This is a genomic window from Micromonospora sp. NPDC047465, from assembly GCF_040643125.1.
Classification (GTDB): Bacteria; Actinomycetota; Actinomycetes; order Mycobacteriales; family Micromonosporaceae; genus Micromonospora.
In genome coordinates this window covers 37,508-57,602 of record NZ_JBEYTP010000021.1, presented here as the reverse complement: position 1 = coordinate 57,602, position 20,095 = coordinate 37,508, and the positions used below count along the sequence as shown (strand labels likewise).

General features: G+C 73.9%; 14 protein-coding genes. 2 read left to right on the top strand and 12 right to left on the bottom strand.

What is annotated here, in order from left to right; translation table 11 throughout:
• Nucleotides 1-27 precede the first annotated feature (27 nt).
• The 6 genes from hutH to ABZ793_RS19820 form a co-directional block, all read right to left on the bottom strand.
• Nucleotides 28-1,566: a histidine ammonia-lyase gene (gene hutH, locus ABZ793_RS19845; protein WP_357459172.1), complete on the bottom strand. Its 1,539-nt coding sequence runs from the start codon at nucleotides 1,564-1,566 to the stop codon at nucleotides 28-30.
• Entirely contained in the window at nucleotides 1,563-2,765 is a 1,203-nt protein-coding gene (gene hutI / locus ABZ793_RS19840) for an imidazolonepropionase (RefSeq protein WP_357459170.1), read from the bottom strand. The genes hutH and hutI overlap by 4 nt, the downstream gene beginning before the upstream one ends.
• The gene (locus ABZ793_RS19835) at nucleotides 2,762-4,120 is read right to left on the bottom strand and encodes a formimidoylglutamate deiminase (RefSeq protein WP_357459168.1); all 1,359 of its coding nucleotides are present in this window, start codon (nucleotides 4,118-4,120) and stop codon (nucleotides 2,762-2,764) included. The genes hutI and ABZ793_RS19835 overlap by 4 nt, the downstream gene beginning before the upstream one ends.
• A gap of 106 nt (nucleotides 4,121-4,226) precedes the next feature.
• A complete protein-coding gene (locus ABZ793_RS19830; protein ID WP_357459342.1) occupies nucleotides 4,227-5,468 on the bottom strand; it encodes an allantoate amidohydrolase in 1,242 nt (413 codons plus the stop codon).
• Nucleotides 5,469-5,529: 61 nt separating this feature from the next.
• Nucleotides 5,530-7,185: a urocanate hydratase gene (hutU, locus tag ABZ793_RS19825; protein WP_357459165.1), complete on the bottom strand. Its 1,656-nt coding sequence runs from the start codon at nucleotides 7,183-7,185 to the stop codon at nucleotides 5,530-5,532.
• 13 nt (nucleotides 7,186-7,198) lie between these two features.
• The gene (locus ABZ793_RS19820; protein WP_350702850.1) at nucleotides 7,199-8,050 is read right to left on the bottom strand and encodes a MurR/RpiR family transcriptional regulator; all 852 of its coding nucleotides are present in this window, start codon (nucleotides 8,048-8,050) and stop codon (nucleotides 7,199-7,201) included.
• Between the two features lie 159 nt (nucleotides 8,051-8,209).
• On the opposite strand from ABZ793_RS19820, the gene ABZ793_RS19815 reads away from it, so the two are divergent.
• Nucleotides 8,210-10,156 carry a trypsin-like peptidase domain-containing protein gene (locus ABZ793_RS19815; protein ID WP_357459162.1) on the top strand — a complete coding sequence of 649 codons (1,947 nt, stop codon included), beginning with the start codon at nucleotides 8,210-8,212 and terminating at the stop codon, nucleotides 10,154-10,156.
• 60 nt (nucleotides 10,157-10,216) lie between these two features.
• Here ABZ793_RS19815 and ABZ793_RS19810 read toward each other — a convergent pair whose 3' ends face one another.
• Nucleotides 10,217-11,194 carry an acyltransferase gene (locus ABZ793_RS19810; protein WP_357459159.1) on the bottom strand — a complete coding sequence of 326 codons (978 nt, stop codon included), beginning with the start codon at nucleotides 11,192-11,194 and terminating at the stop codon, nucleotides 10,217-10,219.
• A gap of 187 nt (nucleotides 11,195-11,381) precedes the next feature.
• Here ABZ793_RS19810 and ABZ793_RS19805 point away from each other — a divergent pair, with 187 nt between their 5' ends.
• Nucleotides 11,382-13,592, top strand: coding sequence for a sialate O-acetylesterase (locus tag ABZ793_RS19805; protein ID WP_357459157.1), 2,211 nt, complete (start codon nucleotides 11,382-11,384; stop codon nucleotides 13,590-13,592).
• A 119-nt stretch (nucleotides 13,593-13,711) separates the two neighbouring features.
• Here the strand turns inward: ABZ793_RS19805 and ABZ793_RS19800 are convergent, their stop codons facing one another.
• From ABZ793_RS19800 to ABZ793_RS19780, 5 genes are all read right to left on the bottom strand, one after another.
• On the bottom strand, nucleotides 13,712-14,983 hold the full coding sequence (locus ABZ793_RS19800) for an O-antigen ligase family protein (RefSeq protein ID WP_357459154.1): 1,272 nt from the start codon (nucleotides 14,981-14,983) through the stop codon (nucleotides 13,712-13,714).
• Nucleotides 14,984-15,029: 46 nt separating this feature from the next.
• The gene (locus tag ABZ793_RS19795; protein WP_357459151.1) at nucleotides 15,030-16,394 is read right to left on the bottom strand and encodes an oligosaccharide flippase family protein; all 1,365 of its coding nucleotides are present in this window, start codon (nucleotides 16,392-16,394) and stop codon (nucleotides 15,030-15,032) included.
• Entirely contained in the window at nucleotides 16,391-17,458 is a 1,068-nt protein-coding gene (locus ABZ793_RS19790) for a glycosyltransferase (RefSeq protein ID WP_357459149.1), read from the bottom strand. The genes ABZ793_RS19795 and ABZ793_RS19790 overlap by 4 nt, the downstream gene beginning before the upstream one ends.
• Complete coding sequence (locus ABZ793_RS19785; RefSeq protein WP_357459147.1) at nucleotides 17,458-18,414, bottom strand: glycosyltransferase; 957 nt, start codon at nucleotides 18,412-18,414, stop codon at nucleotides 17,458-17,460. Before ABZ793_RS19785 ends, ABZ793_RS19790 begins: the two co-directional genes overlap by 1 nt.
• Before the next feature lie 126 nt (nucleotides 18,415-18,540).
• Nucleotides 18,541-20,079, bottom strand: a complete 1,539-nt coding sequence (locus tag ABZ793_RS19780) for a sugar transferase (protein ID WP_357459144.1) — start codon at nucleotides 20,077-20,079, stop codon at nucleotides 18,541-18,543.
• Nucleotides 20,080-20,095 lie beyond the last annotated feature (16 nt).

The following is a 20,095-nucleotide window of genomic DNA, read 5'->3' as shown; positions in this document are numbered from 1 at the left end:
CCCGCCCGTCCGTCATCTCCCCAGGACTCAGGCGAGGGGGCCGGTCTCGCGCTCGATCGCGGCGCGCAGCTCGCGCCCGGCCACCACGTCCCGGGCGGCCTCCATCAGCGGGGCGAGGAACACGTCCGGCCCCGGCTCCCCGGCGATCCCGCCGAGCGCCGCGACGGCCGCCCGACCGGCCGGCGACGGGTCGAGCGGGGCGCGCAGCTGGAGACCGCGTACGGCGGCGAGCAGCTCGACCGCGAGCAGGCTGGTCAGGTTGTCCAGCACGGTGCGCAGCTTCTTGGCCGCCGCCCAACCCATCGAGACGTGGTCCTCCTGCATGCCGCTGGTGGGCAGCGAGTCCACCGAGGCGGGCGCGGCGAGCCGACGGTTCTCCGCGACGATCCCGGCCGCCGTGTACTGGGCGATCATCAGCCCGGAGTTGACCCCGGCGTCGGGGGAGAGGAACGCCGGCAGCTCCCGGGACCGGGTGACGTCGAGCAGCCGGTCGACCCGACGCTCGGCGATCGCGCCGACCTCGGCGGCGGCGATGGCGAGGAAGTCCGCGGCGAAGCCGAGGGGCGCGCCGTGGAAGTTGCCGGTCGACTCGACGCGGCCGTCCGGCAGCACCACCGGGTTGTCGACCACCGAGACCAGTTCCCGGTCGGCCACCGTGCGGACGAAGTCCAGCGTGTCCCGGGCCGCCCCGGCCACCTGGGGGGCGCAGCGCATCGAGTACGCGTCCTGCACCGCGTGCGCCAGGTCGTCGCGGTGCGAGTCCATCACCCGGGAGTCCTGGAGCAGCCGGTGGATGTTCGCCGCCGAGGCCGACTGCCCGGGGTGCGGCCGGATGGCGTGCAACTCCGGCAGGAACGGCCGCTCCGAGCCGAGCATCGCCTCGATCGCGAGGGCGGCGGTGACGTCGGCCATGGTGAACAGGTGCGCGGCGTCGTGGATCGCCAGCAGCAGCATGCCGAGCATGCCGTCGGTGCCGTTGATCAGCGCCAGCCCCTCCTTGGCGGCCAGCTCGACCGGCTGCAGACCGGCCCGGCGCAGCGCGTCGGCGGCGGGGATCCGCTCGCCGGCCGGGCCCAGCACCCAGCCCTCGCCGAGCAGCACCAGCGCGCAGTGCGCGAGCGGCGCCAGGTCGCCGGAGGCGCCCAGCGAACCGTGCTCCGGCACCCACGGCGTCACGTCGTGGTTGAGCAGGTCGACCAAAGCCTCGGCGACCAGCGGCCGGACCCCGGAGCGGCCGAGCGCCAGCGAGCGGACCCGCAGCAGCATCATCGCCCGCACCACCTCGCGCGGCATCGGCGCGCCCACCCCGGCGGCGTGCGAACGGATCAGCGCGTGCTGGAGTTCGGCCCGCCGTTCCGGCGCGACGAACGTGTTGGCGAGGGCCCCGAAGCCGGTGGAGACGCCGTAGACCGGCCGGCCGGCGGCCTCGATGCCGTCCACGATGGACCGGCTGACGGTCATCGCGTCCACGGCGGCCGGGTCGAGCACGACCTTGGCGGTGCCGCGCGCCACGGCGAGCACGTCGGCGGGGGAGATCCCGGTGGGCAGAATGGTCACGGTCGTCATTGCGGCACTCCGTTGCGCAGAACCTGGCGGATCAGTGGCACACCGGGCCGGTAGGCCAGATGCAGGTGGGACGGGGCGTCGAGGATCATCAGGTCGGCCCGCGCCCCGGGCTTGAGCACCCCGACGTCGTCGCGGCGCAGCGCCCGCGCACCGCCGGCGGTCGCGGCCCAGACGGCCTCCGCCGGGGTCATCCGCATCTCGCGTACGGCGAGCGCGATGCAGAACGGCATCGACGAGGTGTACGACGAGCCGGGGTTGCAGTCGGTCGCCAGCGCCACGGTGACGCCGGCGTCGAGCAGCCGGCGGGCGTCCGGGTACGGCGAGCGGGTGGAGAACTCGGCCCCCGGCAGCAGGGTCGCGACGGTGGCGGTGTGCCCGCCCCCGGCGCAGGTGCGGTCGACCCGGCTGGAGGCCAACGCGTCGACGTCGGCGTCGGTCAGGTGGGTGCAGTGGTCGACGCTCGCCGCGCCCAGCTCGACACCGAGTTGGACGCCCGGCCCCGGGCCGAGCTGGTTGGCGTGCACCCGTACGCCCAGCCCGACGGCCTGGCCGCAGGTCAGGATCGCCCGGGTGTGGTCGGCGTCGAAGGCGCCCCGCTCGCAGAACACGTCGATCCAGCGCGCGTGCGGGGCGGCGGCGGCCAACATCGGCCCGCACACCAGCCCCACGTAGTCGTCGGGGCGGTCGGCGTACTCGGCGGGGACCACGTGGGCGCCGAGGAAGGTGGTCTCCTCGCTGACCTCGGCGGCGATCGCCAGCGAGCGGGCCTCGTCGGCGACGGTGAGCCCGTACCCGCTCTTGATCTCGATGGTGGTGGTGCCCTGCCGCATCGCCTCGTCGCGCAGCCGGCGCACGGTGGCCCGCAGCTCGTCGTCGGAGGCGGCCCGGGTGGCGCCGACCGTGGTGCGGATGCCGCCGCCGGTGTACGGCTGCCCGGCCATCCGGGCGGCGAACTCGGCGGCCCGGTCCCCGGCGAAGACCAGGTGGGCGTGGCTGTCCACGAAGCCGGGGAGCACCGCGGCGCCCCCGGCGTCGATGCGCCGGTCGGCGGCCGGCGCGTCGCGGGCCGGCCCGATCCAGGCCACCCGCCCCTCCTCGACCAGGAGGGCGGCGTCGCGCCGGATGCCCAGCGGTCCGGCCTCGCCCCCGAAGTCGTTGGTCACCAGCTCGCCGATGTCGTCGACCAGCAGACTGCTCAAGACGTCACCTCCTCGATCGCCGCGGTCAGCTCGGCCGGCACGTCGACCGTCAGGTGCCGGCCGTCGCGCACCACCGTCCGGCCGTCCACCACGACGTGCGTGACGTCCGCGGCGCCCGCCGCGAACCACATCCCCACCGGCGGTACGCCGGCCGTGCGCGGGCTGTCCAGCCGTACGGTCACCAGATCGGCGCGGGCCCCCACCGCGAGCCGCCCGGCGTCGCGCCAGCCCAGCGCGGCGTGACCGCCCACGGTGGCCGCGTCGCGCAGCTCGGCGGGGCTGAAGTGGCCACGGCGGCGGGTACGCAGCCGCTCGTCCAGTTCCACCGCGCGGGCCTCCTCGAAGAGGTCGATCACGGCGTGGCTGTCGCTGCCCAGGCTGAGCGGCAGCCCGACATCGGCCATCCGCCGGGCCGGGCCGATCCCGTCGGCCAGGTCCCGCTCGGTGGTCGGGCAGAGGCAGACGCCGGTGCCGGCGTCGCCGAGCAGCGTGAGGTCGCCGCTGGTCAGGTGGGTGGCGTGCACGGCCGTGGTGTGCGGGCCGAGCGCCCCGTGGTCGGCGAGCAGCCGGCTCGGGGTGCGGCCGTGCGCGGCCCGGCAGGCGTCGTTCTCGGCGGGCTGCTCGGAGAGGTGCACGTGCAGGGGCGCTTCCTGCCGGTCCGCCCACCCGGCCACGGTGGCGAGCTGCCCGGCCGGCACCGCCCGCACCGAGTGGATCGCCGCGCCCACCCGGGCGTGGTCGCCGGCGGGCGTGAACGCTTCGACCCGCTCCGCCCAGCGCAGCGCGTCGCCGTCGCCGAACCGCCGCTGCGGCCCGGCGAGCGGCTGCCCGTCGACGGTGGCGGTGAGGTAGCAGGTGTCCAGCAGGGTGATCCGGATCCCGGCCTGCGCGGCGGCCTCGACCAGCGCCCCGCCCATCGCGTTCGGGTCGGCGTACGGGGTGCCGTCCGGGTTGTGGTGCAGGTAGTGGAACTCGCCCACGCAGGTGATGCCGGCCAGCGCCATCTCGGCGTAGACCGCCCGGGCCAGGGCCAGATAGGAGTCCGGGTCCAGGCGGGCGGCGACCGCGTACATCCGGTCGCGCCAGGTCCAGAAGTCGCCGCGTCCACCGTGGGTGCGCCCACGCAGCGCCCGGTGGAAGGCGTGCGAGTGCGCGTTCGCGAGCCCGGGCAGGGTCAGCCCGGGCAGCCGCTCGGCGTCGGCCAGGACCTCGACCCCGGCGGTCGGTGCGCCGTCCCCGACCAGCGGCGTGACGGCGGTGATCCGCCCGTCGGCGGTCTCGATCAGCACGTCCGGGGTGGGCTCGGCGTGCTCGGGCAACCAGGCGTACTCGGCCAGCCAGCGGGTCGCGGTCATCTCGTTCGCCCCCTGTCGAGCTGCCCCGTCCATGAGACCACCGGCCCCGGCGTCCCGGCCGTCCGTCGCGCGTCCCGGCGGGGCCGCCCCGCCGCCGGCGCAAGGTTCACCGGCATGCCAGCTCCTCCAGGACCCGGGCCAGGGCGGTCACCCCGGCGGCGCAGTCGGCGTCGGTGGCCGACTCCGCCGGGGAGTGCGAGACCCCGGTCGGGTTGCGCACGAAGAGCATCGCCGTGGGCACGTGCGCGGCGAGCACCCCGGCGTCGTGGCCCGCCCCGGTCGGCAGCACCGGCGCGTCGAGCAGGGCCGCGAGCCGGCCGGCCAGGCCGCCGTCGAAGGCGACCAGCGGGGTGGCCGACTCCTCGGTCAGCGCCACCTCCGTACCGTCCCGGCGGGCCCGCTCGGCGGCCTTGGCACGCACCGCGTCGACCAGCCCGGTCAGCGTGTCCGGCTCGGCGGCGCGGGCGTCCAGCCACCCGGTCACCTTCGACGGGATCGCGTTGGTCGCGTTCGGCTCCACCGACACCCGGCCGACGGTGGCGTGGGCGCCGCGCAGCCGGGCCTCCTTGTTCGCCGCCAGCACCGTGAAGGCGTACGTCAGCATGGGGTCGCGGCGGTCGGCCATCCGGGTCGTACCCGCGTGGTTGCCCTCGCCGGTGAACTCGAAGCGCCAACGGCCGTGCGGCCAGATCGCGCTGGCGACCGCGACGGGCGCATCGCCGTCGACCAGCGCGCGGCCCTGCTCGACGTGCAGCTCCACGAAGGCGGCGAAGCGGCCGACCAGCTCCGGTCGGGCGCCCGCCGGTCGGGCGCCCAGCGCCTCGGCGAAGCTCACCCCGGCGGCGTCGCGCAACCCGGCCGCGCGGTCCACCGCGATCTCCCCGGTGAGCAGCCGCGACCCGAGGCACGGTACGCCGAACCGCGCCCCCTCCTCCTCGACGAACGCGCCGACCACCAGCGGGCGGGCCGGCGCGACACCGGCCGCGCGCAGCTCGTCCACGGCGAGGAACGCGCTGACGATGCCGAGCGGCCCGTCGTACGCCCCGCCGTGCGGCACCGAGTCGAAGTGGCTGCCGGTCAGCACCGCGTCGCCGGCCTCCGGCTCACCCCACCAGGCGAACAGGTTGCCGTTGCCGTCCTCGGTGACCGGCATGCCGCGCCGGCCGGCCTGGTCGCGGAACCACTCCCGCAGCCGCAGCTCCGGCTCGGTCAGCGCGTACCGCAGGTAGCCGCCGCTGCGGTCGTCCCGCCCGATCGGCGCGATCTCGTCCCACAGCGTCCGGAACCGGTCGGTGAGGTCGGCCTCGGCGAGGTGCTCACCACCGCCACCGACGTCGCGCCGCTGCACCGTCACGCGGCACCCCTGTTGTTCGCGACTGCGGGGCTCCGCTGCGCTGCACTCCTCGCGCTCACGCGGCACCCTCCGCCATCGGCACCCGCACCCCGGTGGCCTCCGCGACCTCGCGGGCGGCGTCGTAGCCGGCGTCGACGTGCCGGATCACGCCCATCGCCGGGTCGTTGGTGAGCACCCGCTCGATCTTCTGCCCGGCCAGGGCGGTGCCGTCGGCGACGCAGACCTGCCCGGCGTGGATCGACCGCCCGATGCCGACCCCGCCCCCGTGGTGGATCGACACCCAGGACGCCCCGCTGGCGGTGTTGACCAGCGCGTTGAGCAGCGGCCAGTCGGCGATCGCGTCGGAGCCGTCGGCCATCGCCTCGGTCTCCCGGTAGGGGCTGGCCACGCTGCCGCAGTCCAGGTGGTCCCGGCCGATCACCACCGGCGCGCTCAGCTCACCGGAGGCGACCATCTCGTTGAACCGCACGCCGGCCTTGTCGCGCTCGCCGTAGCCGAGCCAGCAGATCCGCGCCGGCAGGCCCTGGAACGCGACCCGCTCGCCGGCCATCCGGATCCACCGGGCCAGCGACTCGTTCTCGGGGAACAGCTCCAGGATGGCCCGGTCGGTCGCGGCGATGTCGGCCGGGTCGCCGGAGAGCGCCGCCCACCGGAACGGGCCCTTGCCCTCGCAGAACAGCGGCCGGATGTACGCGGGCACGAAGCCGGGGAAGTCGAAGGCCCGCTCGAACCCGCCGAGCTTCGCCTCGCCCCGGATCGAGTTGCCGTAGTCGAAGACCTCCGCCCCGGCGTCGAGGAACCCGACCATCGCCTCGACGTGCTTCGCCATCGACGCCCGCGCCCGGTCGGTGAACTCGGCCGGCTTCGCCGCCGCGTAGTCCCGGGCGTCGGCCAGCTCCACCCCCTCCGGCAGGTACGACAGGGGATCGTGCGCGCTGGTCTGGTCGGTGACGATGTCGACGGCGACGCCCCGGCGCAGCAGCTCCGGGAAGACCGTGGCCGCGTTGCCGACCACGCCGACGCTCAGCGCGCGGCGGTCCCGCTTCGCGGCGAGCGCCCGCTCGACGGCGTCGTCGAGGGAGTCGGCGACCTCGTCGAGGTAGCGGTCGTGCACCCGGCGGTCCAGCCGGCTCCGGTCCACGTCCACGATCAGGCAGGCGCCCCCGTTCATGGTGACCGCGAGGGGCTGCGCCCCGCCCATCCCGCCGCACCCGGCGGTCAGCGTCAGCGTGCCGGCCAGCGTCCCGCCGAACCGCTTCGCGGCGACGGCGGCGAACGTCTCGTAGGTGCCCTGGAGGATGCCCTGGGTGCCGATGTAGATCCACGAGCCGGCGGTCATCTGCCCGTACATGGTCAGGCCGAGCTGCTCCAGGCGGCGGAACTCCGGCCAGGTGGCCCAGTCGCCGACCAGGTTGGAGTTGGCCAGCAGCACCCGGGGTGCCCACTCGTGGGTGCGCATGACGCCCACCGGCCGACCGGACTGCACCAGCATGGTCTCGTCGTCGCGCAGGTCGGTCAGGGTACGCACCAGCGCGTGGTACGACGGCCAGTCCCGCGCGGCCTTCCCGGTGCCGCCGTAGACCACCAGGTCCTCGGGGCGCTCGGCCACCTCCGGGTCGAGGTTGTTCATCAGCATCCGCAGCGCGGCCTCCTGCGGCCAACCACGGGCGGTGCGTTCGGTGCCGCGCGCGGCGCGGACGGGCTGGGACATCTCGGGTCTCCTCTCAGCCGAGGAACAACTGGCGGCGGGCGGCGGACGCCTCGAAGGCCTCCAGCCGGCGTTGGGTGTCGGCGGGGTCGGCGTCGCAGATGGCCTGGAGCAGCACCATGGCCAGGGTCATCGGGGCGGTGTGCAGGTCGAAGACGAGCTGCGCGCCGACCGCGGCGGGCAGCACCACGTCGGCGTGCTCGGTGGCCGGGCTGACCGGCGAGTCGGTGATGGCCACGACACGCAGGCCGGCGGCGCGCGCCTCGCGCAGCGCGTCCAGGGTCTCCCGGGGGTAGCGGGGGAGCACGAAGGCGAGCAGGGCGCCCGCCCCGGCCGCGGCAGCCTGTTCGAGGCGGTCGGTGAGCAGGCTGCCGCCGTCGTCGAGCACCCGCACGTCGGGGTGCACCTTGGCCGCGAAGTAGGCGAAGTACGCGGCCAGTGGCGCGGCGGCCCGCAGGCCGAGCACCGGCAGGGGGCGACTGGCGGCCAGCAGCCGCCCGGTCTCGGCGATCCGGTCCCGGTCGGCGAGCTGCCCGGCGAGCCGGTCGAGGTTGCCGATCTCGGCGCGTACCGCCTGCTGGAGTTCGTTGCCCGCGCCGGCGGGGCCGCCCGGCGTGCCGGCGGTCAGCTCGCGCAGCCGGCGGCGCAGCGCGGGGTAGCCGTCGTGGCCGAGCGCCACCGCGAAGCGGGTCACCGACGGCTGGCTGACCCCCGCCAGCTCGGCCACCTCGGCCGCCGACAGGTACGCCGCCGTCGGCGCGTGCTGCACCAGGCAGTGCGCGATCCGACGCTGGGTCGGCGTGAGCCGGACCCCCTGGAACAGGTCCAGCACCTGCTCGGTGGGCGCCACGACAGCTCCTTCATTCACGCGGCGACTCTATGCATGAAAACTTTCACATGGCAACCCGTCGTCGCGGAGGCCCTGCGGGAGCCGCCCGTCCCGCTGAGTGTCGGGCCAGCGACCGGCAGGGGAAGAGTTGGCCCTGCATCGGTACTATCCCCACGGCAGTTGAGCGGAGGAGTGCACATGCAGCCGGAAGGCCCCTACAGGTTCACCCACATGCTGGGCGGATCTCCGGTCGGAAAGGCCTGGGCTGCCATCGACGGACAGGGCCGCCTCGTCACCGTGGCAGTCCTGGACGCCACCGTCGCCGCCGCCCCCGGGTGGCGGGAGGCGTTCGCGGGAATCGCCAACTCCCTCGCGCAGGCACAGGCGCCGAACGCTCTGCCGTACACGTACGCGGACTTCTCGGCCGCCTCGCCCTGGGTGGCGTACTCCTCGGAGGTGGGTCCGGGGGCCGAGAAACTCTTCCGGGCGCTCGGCGTCGAGTACGAGCCCGCGCCGGCCGCCGCGCCCCCCGTCTCGGCCCCTCCCCAGCAGGTCTCCGGGGTCCCGCACCCGGTGTCCGGGGTCCCGCACCCGGTCTCCGGACTGCCGCACGTGCCGTGGGCGATGCACACCAGCCCGGTCTCCGCCCAGCCGGCGTCGGCGGCCCCGCATCCCGTTTCGGCCGCGCCCGCCTCGCCCGCCGGGGCCGACACCGTGGCCTCGGCGGCGCCGGCCGCCGACCCGGCCCAGCCGCAGGCCGCCCAGGGCGGTCCGGTCGAGGTCCCACCGCACGACCCGTTCGCCGCACCGGTCCGTCGGATCCAGTCCTCCGGCCCGCCACCGCGCCGCACCGGGCGCTGGATCGCCGTCGCCGCGCTTCTGCTGGTGGCGGCATTGGGCGGCGGAGTCGGGGCCTGGGCGGTCACGGCCGGCGGCTCGGGTGAGCCGGCGAGTCGGCCCACGGCCGCCTCCACCGCCTTCCCGACCGCCACCCCGGTCAACCCGGGCCTCAAGCCCTGGGCCCAGGCGGCCCTCTACAGCGCCGAGGAGCGGGCGCTGGCGACCGCTGCGCCGTCCATGGTCTTCGTGGAGGTCATCTTCACCGGCTATGTCAGGAACAAGCAGAGCAACGCCCTGCTGCGGGAGGCGCCCGTCACGTTCAGCCGGCGCTGCAGCGGGTTCGTGGTCAACCACGACGGACATGTCCTCACCAATGGACAGTGCGTGCAGCCGACCGAGGACATCGTGCTCGCGGGTGCCCTCTCCGCCCTGGCCAACGTCCTCGTCAGCGAGAAGGAGCTCGGCGCCGCGGACGTGCCCGGCTACACCCGGGCCAGGATGAAGACGACCCGTTTCACCGGCACGGAGGCCACGACGGCCCCCGAGGTCAAGATCTTCGGGCAGTTGAACGCGGCCAAGGGAGACGTCACCGACAGCCCGGCGATCCCCGGCACCGTCGTCCAGGCACTCAGCCTGGAAGAGGGAAACCTCGCGTTGGTCAAGCTCGCCCAACAGAACCTGCCCGCCGCCGAGCTGAACCCCTCCGCCACCGTCAGCCCGGAGACTCCGCTGCTGATCCTGGGCTACGGCACCACCGACGCCAGCTTCCGGTCCGCCACCTACACGGTGCTGTCCAAGCCCGTGCGGGTGACCGGAGTGGACGCCCAGTCGCCGGTCAACGCGTACCGCATCAGCGAGGACATCGGCCTCTACTCCCGGGGCGGGATCGCGATCGACCCGCAGGGTCGCGTCGTCGGGTTGCTCGACAACGACATCCTTCGGCCCGACAAGGCCAACCGGCTGGTCGTGCCGGTCTCCACGATGACCGGTCTGCTCGACGCGGCGGGGGTGCAGAACAGCCTCGGTGAGGCCGACACTCTCTACCGCTCCGGTCTGGACGCGTACTTCGCCGGCGACGAGTCCACCGCGATCTCCCGTTTCGACGGCGTGACGGAGAAGTCCCCGGTCAACCTGCTGGCGCAGGCGTACCGTCAGGCGGCCGTCGACAGCGGCGGGGGCGAGGGTGGCTCGTCGGACCGGCCGGCCTGGGCGGTGCCGTTGCTCGTCGCCTCCGGTGTCGTACTAGTGATCGGGCTCGTGGCGCTGATCGCGATGGTGTTCAGCCGACGGGGGAACCAGGCGTAGGGCCGAGCCCGCCGCGTACAGGACGTTGGCCGGTCCGGGCCGGCGGCCCCGCACCGCGTCCTACGGCCGGCGTCCGCCCGCCCCGGTCAGCTGGGGACCGAAGCGCGTCCGCAGCACGGCCAGCGCGAACGCCCAGGGCAGCACGAGGGCCGCGGCCAGGTCGACCCAGCCGCCGTTCGGGCCTGTGCGCAGAACCCACAGCACCGCTGCGTGGCTCAGCACGACAGCCATGCCGCACGCGGCGAGTCGGCCGACGGCGCGCGCCGCGGGCACGCCGACGCGTCCGTCGAGAGCCTCGGCCAGCAGAATGAACCCGCAGCTGAGCAGGGTCGCGGTCAGCACACCGAACACCGGTTTCCCGAAGTCGCCGGCCTTGATGTCCAGCGAGCCGCTCGCACCGATCAGCACCAGACCGGCGCCAGCCGACACCATGCCGGCGCCCATCCCGGCGGACAACCGCGGCCGCAGCTGACGCAGGTGGCGACCGCAGAGCACGAACAGCAGGCAGGCCGGGACGAGGAACACACCAAGGGGACCGGCCGTGACCACGTCCGGGGCGAGGTAGGCGGCCAGCAGCCCCACCAGGGCCACCCCCCAGCTGACGGCCGTCCCGAACCGCTCCAGCCACCGGTAGGCGACCGCGATCAGGAACAGCACCGAGATGAACCAGAACGCCGAGAACGGCCGTACGGCGGCGGTGCCGCCGTACAGCGCTCCACTGAAGGCGTCCGGTCCCACGCCACCCTTCACCGCCGCCACGGCCGCGAGCATCGCGAGCAGGAGCACCAGCCAGGTGAGGTACGGCACGCCGAGGGTCTGCCACCGTTTGCGCAACTCGCCGCCCATCGGGCGGCCGGCCGACCAGAAGTAGCCGGTGAGGATGAAGAACAACGGGACGTGCCAGGTGTAGATGACGGCCCGCGTGGTGTCGTCGATCCAGACATGACCGACGACGACGGCCGCGAGTCCGACGATCCGGAGGGTGTCGATCCCGACGGACCGGGTGCCCACCGTGGGCGTGGAGGTGGTAGCGGCCATGGCGCGCATCATCGCAGACAACGACGTCCGGTCATGTCGCGCCCCGTGCCGACCGCCGAGCCTCCTGACGGGCGCCGACGATGACGCCCGGGCGCGGTGCGGCCGCGGGTCCCGGGCGCGGACGATCCGTCGCCGCGCATCGCATAGCCTTGCCGCGACGAACCGCCCGACCAGTGGAGGTCCGAGGGTGTCCGATCCTCTCTCCCCGTTCCAGCGCCTCCGGTCCGTACCCCGGAAGGTCTGGATCGCCGTGGGGACGGTCGGGCTGCTCGTCTGCGCGCTGGCGGTGGTCGCCTGGCCCCCGTCGCCGATCGGGACACCGCAGGCGGCGTGGTCGACGTCCGGCGGCGACCCAGCGCGGCCGACGGTCGCCCCGGTGGACGGCACGAGCTGCGCGGCGAACGTCCCCGGCATGGCCGACTTCACCCCGGTCGCGGCGGTGGACCTGCCCGTCCGCGCGAACTGGGCGAACCGCAACCCGGCGTACGCGTTCGACCGCACCGCCGAGGTGGCCCGCGGCTTCGACCGGGTCGGCTACTGCCTGGAGCTGACCGGCCCGGCCGGCCGGCAGTGGGTGTGGACGGCGATGGCGCCGTTCGCCGCCGACGCCAGCCGCCTCGGGCTGCCGACCCGGCGCGGCCAGATCGTGCGGCAGCGGGTCAGCGACCTGGAGATCGCGTCCAACGTCGAGGGTCTGACGGCCGGCACGGGGCTTCCCGGCTACCTGGAGATGTGGCCCAACTCGTACAACGCCGGGGCGTCCGGCCAGATACCGGGCGCCTCCGACGGCCGCTTCGACGCCGACGACGACCTGCGGGGCGCTCTCGGGTACGGCTCGTTCCAGGTCCACCTGGTCGCCCCCACCCGCCCCTCCAGCGTCCCGCCGCAGACGGTGTTCGCGGTCAACGGGTTCACCTCGCAGAAGAACCCGTTGTCGGTCGGCATCGGTACCGCGCCGGACGGCCACCCCGACTGGACGCTGTCCGACAACGCGGGCGCCTTCACGGAGCGACGGCTGACGGTGTACGCGCGGCCGTCGGTGCTCACCCTCGACCAGCATCCCCGCGACCGGCAGTTGTACCCGAGGGACGCCGAGAGCGGCGCCGTGGTCCCCGTTGTCGGCAAGGTGCACGACGCCCGGGTCAGGGCCGTACGGCTGAAGGTCACCAGCGGGGCCGAGGGGTGGGAGGACACCCTGCCGGTCACCACCGGCGGTGACTTCACCTTCCGCCGGCGCATCGTCGCGGCGCTACGGGAGTACCGCTTCGAACTGCACGTGCTGGGTGACGGACTGAGCCGAAGGGTCGGCCTCTGGGACGGCGTCGTGGCCGGTGATGTCTACGTCATCCAGGGCCAGTCGAACGCCGTCTCGGCGAAGTACCGGGGATCGTCCGCGGGGGAGGAGTCCGCCTTCGTCCGCAGCTACGGATCGTCCACGGCGGACCGTACGTTCTCGGCGTCCGACCGGGGGTGGAACTACGCGGTCAGCGAGGCGATCCGGCAACCAGGCTCGGTCGGCCAGTGGGGGATCCGGATGGCCCACCGGCTTTCGGACACCTACCAGGTGCCGGTGGCCGTCCTCAACGGCGCCGAGAACGGGAAGCCCATCTCGTTCTTCCAGCGCAACGACGCCAACCCCGGCGACATTGCCACCAACTACGGTCGGCTGCGGCAACGCCTGACAGCCGCCGGGGTGATCGGGCGGGTCAGGGCCGTGCTCTGGTACCAGGGCGAGTCGGACAACGACAACGCCACCAGGCACGTGGCTGGCGTCACCGCCCTGCTCAGCGACTGGCGGCGGGAGATCGGCATCGACATCCCCGGCGGCAGCCGGTACTACGTCTTCCAGGTGCGGACCTCGCCCTGCGGTGACAGCAGCACCGGACGGCTGCGGGAGGCCCAACGGCGGATGCGCGACAGCCTCGGGGTGACGGTGCTGTCCACCAACGGCCTGTCCGGCCACGAGGGCTGCCACTTCGCCTGGGAGCAGGGCTACCGCGAGCTGGGCGATCGGGTCTTCAGCGTGCTGGCCCACGACCTGTACGGCGGCCCGGGCGACGGGGTGGCGTCCCCCGACCCGCGGGCGGCGGCCTTCGCCAACGCCGAGCGCACCGAGGTGGTCGTCCAGTTGCGCGACGACGACCCGCTCACGGTCCAGCCGGGGGCGCAGGCGGACTTCCGCATCAACGGCAGCACCGTCACCGTCACCGGCATCGCGTACCGGGACGGCGGCCGACTGGTGCTGACCCTTTCCGGCCCGGCCGCCGGCGCGACCGGCGTGAGCTACCTGGGCCACTCCGGGGCGGGACCGTGGATCGCCACCTCGACGGGCGCCGGACTGTTGGCCTTCCACAACCTGCCGATCGCCGGCAGCGCTCCGCCAGCCGCCGGCTCCTGAGGCTGACGGCACCGCGCTACCGCGGCACCGGTTCAGGCGGCGGGTCGGCCAGCCCCCGGCCGACCCAGCCGGACGGCTCGGTGACCACGGAGACCGCCGCGCGCCCGATCGGCGGCTGTCTAGGACGCCAGTCGGCGTCGCGCCGCCCGCCGGCCGACCGGCCGGTCGGCCGCGTCAACGGGCCCGGAAGCGGGGACCGGATCCGCCGTGGCGGAGGCCGAGGTGGTCAGCATGAGCGCCACGTAGATCCACGACAGCCCGTCGACGGAGAGCGGGTTCCAGACCACCTCGGTGAACGAGTAGACGACGAGCAGCACGACGGGCGCCTTCGCGGAGAAGGCCCGGCCGTCGGTGACGGGCCCGTGCAGCAGGGTGGCCGCCCAGAGGCCCCAGAGGGTCAGCGCCACCAGACCGCCGGAGAAGATGACGAGGACGTAGCCCGAGTGGAAGAAGTGGGTGGGCGCCTCGCCGATGTCCCGCAGGTAGTACCACTTGGACACGCCGGCGCCGGTGGCCTCGGCGCCGGCGATGTACTCGCGGGCGGCCATCCAGATGTTGCCGCGGTTGCTCAGGGTCGTCTTGGACGCGCTCCACGTCAGGTAGGTGGCGAGCCCGAGGGCGGACACCACCAGGGCGACGCAGAGGGCGAAGTTGATCCGGAGGAACTGCCGCCGCCGTTCGAGGACGAGGCTGCCGAGCACCCAGACGCCGGCGGCGGCGATCGCCAGGTAGCTGGTGCGCGAGCCCGTGGCGACGATGATCAGCAGGCAGAAGGAGGCCGTCGCCAGCAGTTCCAGCCGCCGCATCGCACACAGGCTGGCGACCAGTGTGAACGACGCGAGCATGGCCACGTAGTTCTCGGAGTCGTAGAAGCTCTTGAACAGGGCCCCCGCCACCGAGCACTTCTCCAGCTTCCCGGCGGTGCAGGCCCGCCACGCCTGCCCGGTGAACAGCGTCGGGATCGTCATCACCGCCAGGACGGCCAGCCCCGTGAAGGCCAGCGCCCGCGTGTTCAGGGCGGTACGGCGGGACAGCAGGAGCAGGGCGAGCAGCAGCAGCCCGGAGGCCGCGTACGCCGCGATCCGCGAGCCGTACAGGCCGGCGCCGACGAGGCTGTCGACGGCGAAGCACCAGGCGAGCAGCGCGCCGATCATCAGCAGCGAGATCCGGAGCCAGATGTCGGCGGGGCCACGCAGGCTGCGGCGGCCCGAGACGATCAGCCACGCCAGCAGGCAGAGCACCAGCAGCCCGATGAGCGCCGAGCTGCGTTCCCCGGCGAGCACCGGCGCGGCGTTCGTGAGCACCGCGAACCCGATGAGCGCGACTGCCACGGCGCCTTCGCCGAACGACGCGGCGACGCGCCGCCGGGCGCGTACCAGCCAGACGGCCACCGCGACACCACTCGCCGTCAACAGGAAACCGAAGAGGCTGACCAACTCAGACCCTTTCACTGTCCGTCGCCGCGCGGGCGCCCGGGTGCCCGCGGAGCGAGGCGAGGAGGCAGCCCCACAGCAGTATGCCGAGGAGCGCGTCACACACCAGGCTGGAGACGACGGCGCCCTGCCAGCCGTAGGCCGGGATGAGCCAGACGTTGAGCCCCGCGTTGACGACGCCGACCGCGATCTGGCAGACCGTCCGACGGCCCTGCATCCGGCTTCCCGACAGGGTGTCGGCCGCGAGGTAGTGGATCGCCTTCAGCACGAGCAGCGCGCTCAGCCCCTGGAGCGCCGTCTCGGCCGCCGCGAACTCGGCCCCGAAGACGTACGGCATCACCCAGGCGAACGCGACGAGCGACAGGCTCGCCGGCACCGCGAAGCCGAGGTAGCGCGGCAGCAGCCGCCGGGTCAGCGCGAACGCGGCGCGGGGACCGCCCCGCCCGGCCTCGAAGAACTTGGGGTAGGCGACCGCCGCCATGGACCGGCCGGGCGTGTAGGCGAAGTCGACCACCCGGTACGCCGCGGCGTAGATGGCGGCGCTCTCCGGCGTGCTCAGCCGCGACAGCATGACCTTGTCGAGGTCGTTGTAGACCGTCTGGGCCGACAGGCCGACGGCGAAGAGCATTCCTGCCCGTGCCTGCGCGAATGCGCCGCGGCTGTCGAACGGGAACCCTCCCGATCCGCGCAGCCCGTACCCGATCACCAACAGGCCGATGACGGCGGAGAGCGCGGCCGACGTGACCGCCCAGGTGCGCAGCGTCATCGGGTCCGGGCCGGCCAGGCCCAGGGCCACCGCCCCGGCCAGCCGCGCCACGTGCAGGACGGCGGGGATGACCGACGCGACGAAGACCCGACCCCGGGCCTGGACCGAGGCCGCCACCACCTCGACGAGACGCCACGCCACCAGGTCCGCGAAGGCGAGACAGGCCACGTCGACCACGCTCACCTGGGCGCCCCAGATGGCCACACCCGCGGCGGTCACCAGCACCGTCGCGCCCGCGCCGAAGACCGTGGACAGCAGCAGGCCCCGGGCGAGGTGCCGGGGCCACTCGGCCGGCGAGTCGGCGTAGTTCTGGAAGATCAGGCTCGGCGCGCCGGCCGACGCGAACGGCGACACCAGGGCGATGAGCGCGGTCACGCCGACGAACAGCCCGTAGGTGCCGATCGGCATCTCCCGCGCGAGGAGGACGAAGAGCACGCCCTGCGCGACGGTCCGCAGCAGCGTGCCGGTGAAGAACTTGCCGGACTTGCGGAGGAAGCTGTCCCCCCGGCCCCCGACGGCGGACCTCCGCCGGTGTGACCCCGGCCGTCGTCGTCGGTCGTCCTGGTCCTGCGCCGGGCCGGCCGTTCCCTGAGCCAGGGTCACCGCTGCAACGCCTCCACCCACTGGCGGCTGACCTCGGCGGGATCGAGCGCGGCGCAGCGCGCGTGCCAGGCCTTCTCGAAGTCGGCGGGGCCGGGGCGCCCGCCCCGCGTCAACCTCAGCACCGTCTCGGCCAGGGCCGAGGGGGTGGTGTCCGCCGCCAGCGCCCCCGGCACCAGAGCCGGGATCAGCTCGTCCAGCGCGGACACCGGCAGAGCGGCGACGGGCAGACCGGCCTCGGCCGCCTCGACCAGGCTGAACCCGAACGTCTCGGCCCGCGAGGGGTGTACCAGCAGGTCGGCTTCGGCGAGGAGCCCGCCGACTCCCGGCACCCTGCCGAGGAACGTCGCGCGGCCCTCCAGGCCCAGGTCACGCGCCTGCGTCTGGAGCAGCTCCCGCTCCTCGCCGTCGCCGGCGAGGGTCAAGTGGTAGTTGTCGGGCAGGAGGGCCAGGGCGGAGAGTGCGCAGGAATGGTTCTTGTACGGGCGGAAGGCCGCAGTGGTGAGGAGCTGGATGCGCCGGCGGTCGACGACGTCGCGGGGCGCGACGAACGGACGCGGCGGCAGCGGGTTGGTGATCGTGACGACCGGCTGCCCCGGCACGAGCTGCCGGACGGTCCGCGCGACGCCCCCGGAGACCGCGACGACGAGCCGGGGGCGCAGCGCGCCGACCCGGGTGATCCGGGCGAGCGTCCGCACCCGGCGGTCGATGCGCAGCCGCTCGGGCAGCAGCGAGTGCTCCCACGCGACGAAGCTCCGCCCGGCGCCGGCCAGCGCCGCGCCCACCGGGACGCTTCCCCACAGCCCGCTCGCGACGATCTCGACGTCCGCCGGCAGGGCCTGCAACCGTCGCCGCAACGGCGGGACAGCCTCCATCAGCCGGGTGATCCTGGAGCCCAGGTTGAGGGTGTCGATGCTGAGGTCCTCCAGGCCGGCCGGGACACCCCGCGACAGGACGGTCGCCGAAACCTCCACGCCGTGCGCCTGGAGACCACGGATGAGCAGGGCCGCCGCCAGCTCCATGCCGTAGAGGGGCTCCAGTTGGGGCAGCACGAAGTGCAGACGCATCAGTGGGCTCCGTCGGTCGGCAGTGAGCTGGCGGACGCACGGGACTTGCGCATCGCCACGCGCTCCAGGGTGGCACGCGGCACGAGACCGAGCGCGGCCAGCACCGCGTTGCGGGCCGACGGGGCGGAGTTCCGCCGGATCGCGCGCACCATCTCCCGTACGCCTTCGCCGTCCCTGGCCTGGAGGGCGTACCGGAGGGTCTGCGCGGCGATGAAGTCGGAGAACGTCTCCGGCGACCACACCCCTTCCCACCGCTTGGCCCACTGCCACGACTGCCGCCAGTCGGCGCGCGCGGAGATCGAGCCGGGGCTGCCGACGGTGTAGACGGCGGTGGCCTCCTCGACCTGCACGATCGTGGCGCCCGGGATGCGGGCGGCACGCACCAGCCAGTCCCAGTCCTGGTGGCGCGGCAGCGTCTCGTCCCACGGGCACAGGGTGGCCAGCTCGTGGGTCGTGAGCAGCGTCGACGTGGGCAACGACTGACGGCCCACGCCGAGGTGCCGACGGCGGAAGAGGTAGTCCTCGGGGAGCATGCCCTCGGCGATCAGCGTCTCCGGGGCGGCCGTCGGCAGCGGCGCGGCACCGGCCTTGCGTTGCAGGATCCGGGACGACACGACGGGCCGCCTGCCGGCGGCTGCCAGGCGGTCGACGACCGGCACCTGGACCGCGAGCTTCGTCGGCAGCCAGGCGTCGTCGTCGTCGAGGAACGCCACGTGACTGCCCGGGGCGGCGTGGGCGACCCCGAGGTTGCGCGCGTGGGAGCCGCGTCGTCCGCCGCCGGTGCAGACGATCTCGTCCACCTGCCCCCGCAGCTCCTGCACGGACGCGGGTATCCCGGCCGTGTCGCAGACGACCACGATGCGTACGGACACCCCCTCCTGCGCGCGGGCGGACAGCACCGCCTCGGCGAGGCTGGGCCTGCCCGTGGTCGGAATCACGACCGAAACGTCCGGCATCGACTCTCCAAGCGGTCGGCGCGCGGTCGACGGCGAGCGCGCAGAAGGGGGACAGCAGGTGGTGTTGCGGGGCGGGTAGCACTCGTCGATCAGTCTGGCCGGCGGTTCACCGGCCCCACCAACCGGTCAGCGACCACCGCCGCGGAAGACCTCGGCCACCGTGCGGATCAGCACTTTGGCGTCGAGCCAGAGAGACCAGTTCTCGATGTAGTAGTTGTCGAACCGGGCGCGGTCGGAGATCGGGGTGTCGCCCCGCAGGCCACTGACCTGTGCCAGCCCGGTCAGCCCCACCGCCACCCGGTGGCGCATCGCGTAGTTGGGGTACTCGGCCGAGAACTTCTCGACGAAGTACGGCCGCTCCGGCCGTGGTCCGACCACGCTCATGTCGCCGCGCAGGATGTTCCAGAGCTGCGGCAGTTCGTCCAGCGAGGTGCGACGCATGAAGCGTCCGATCGGTCCAACCCGCCGGTCGTTTGCGATCGACCAGTTCGTCTGCGACTCGTGTTCGTCCACGGGACGCATCGAGCGGAACTTGATGATGTGGAACGGCTTGCCGTGGCGGCCGATCCGTTCCTGGTAGAAGAAGATGCCTCGACCACCGTCGATGAACGTCGCTATCGCGCAGAGCGCGAGCACCGGGCTCAGTACGAGCAGCGCCGTGGCGGCGAAGACGATGTCCGAGGCGCGCTTGAGTGCCCACCGGGGGCCCGACAGCGTGATGTCACCGACCTTGACGATCGGGATCGCGCCGATGTGGTCGCCGTGCGAGCGGGAGCCCCAGAGCCGGGGCACCGCCCACAGGTCGCAGCTCGCGCTGCCCGGACGGCGGAGGAACTCCATCAGCGTCAGTTCCGGGCAACTCGGGTCCGCGATGATGAGCACGTCGCACTCGACGATCCGCACGAGCTGTTCGAGCTGGTCCAGGGTGCCGATCAGCGGGAGCGCCGTCGGCGCCTGCGGGGGCGCGGAATCGACGCAGCCGACGAAGCGGAGCCCGTACTGGGGGTAGCGCCGGAGGAGGCGGGCGAGTTCCACGGCGATCGGCCCGCTGCCGATGATGACCGCGTTGTGTTCCACCCACCGACGCTTGCGCGCGATGGTCGCGAACTCCCGGGAGAAGGCACGCCCGACGAGGACCAGCCCGGCCGCGAGCGTCACGCCGCGGGCGAAGCCGCCCACGTACGCCGCGGAGTCGTGACGCAGGGCCGCGATGATGGTGACCACCGCCGCGCAGGCCAGCAGGCGTCCGCAGAGGCTCGGCAGCTCGTCCAGGATGCTCACGTGGCGGCGGGCGCGGTAGAGCCCGCCGGCAGCGAAGACGGTCACGGTCAGGGCCGCCATGGCCAGCGTCCCGCGCCAGTACTGCTGGGTGAGCAGCAAGGGTGTCAGCAGGGCCGCGACGTCGACGGGAGCCGTCATCATCCAGGCCCGCAGCCCACGGGTGCGGGTGGACGCGCGGGAGCCGGCATAGGGCAGCACCGCCGTCACGTCGAGACCCGGACGCGACGCGCCGTCGTCCACCTGCCCACCTGCCGGCGGAGCCGACCTCGGCGTGGCGGTCGCGCCGGCGTCCTCGTCGGCCACCGTCGTCACCACGCGTCGTGCCGGCGCGTCATCGAACCACGCCGCGGTGGCGTCCGGGCCCGTCGCCTGTTGGCTGGACATGGTTGGTCCTTCCCCC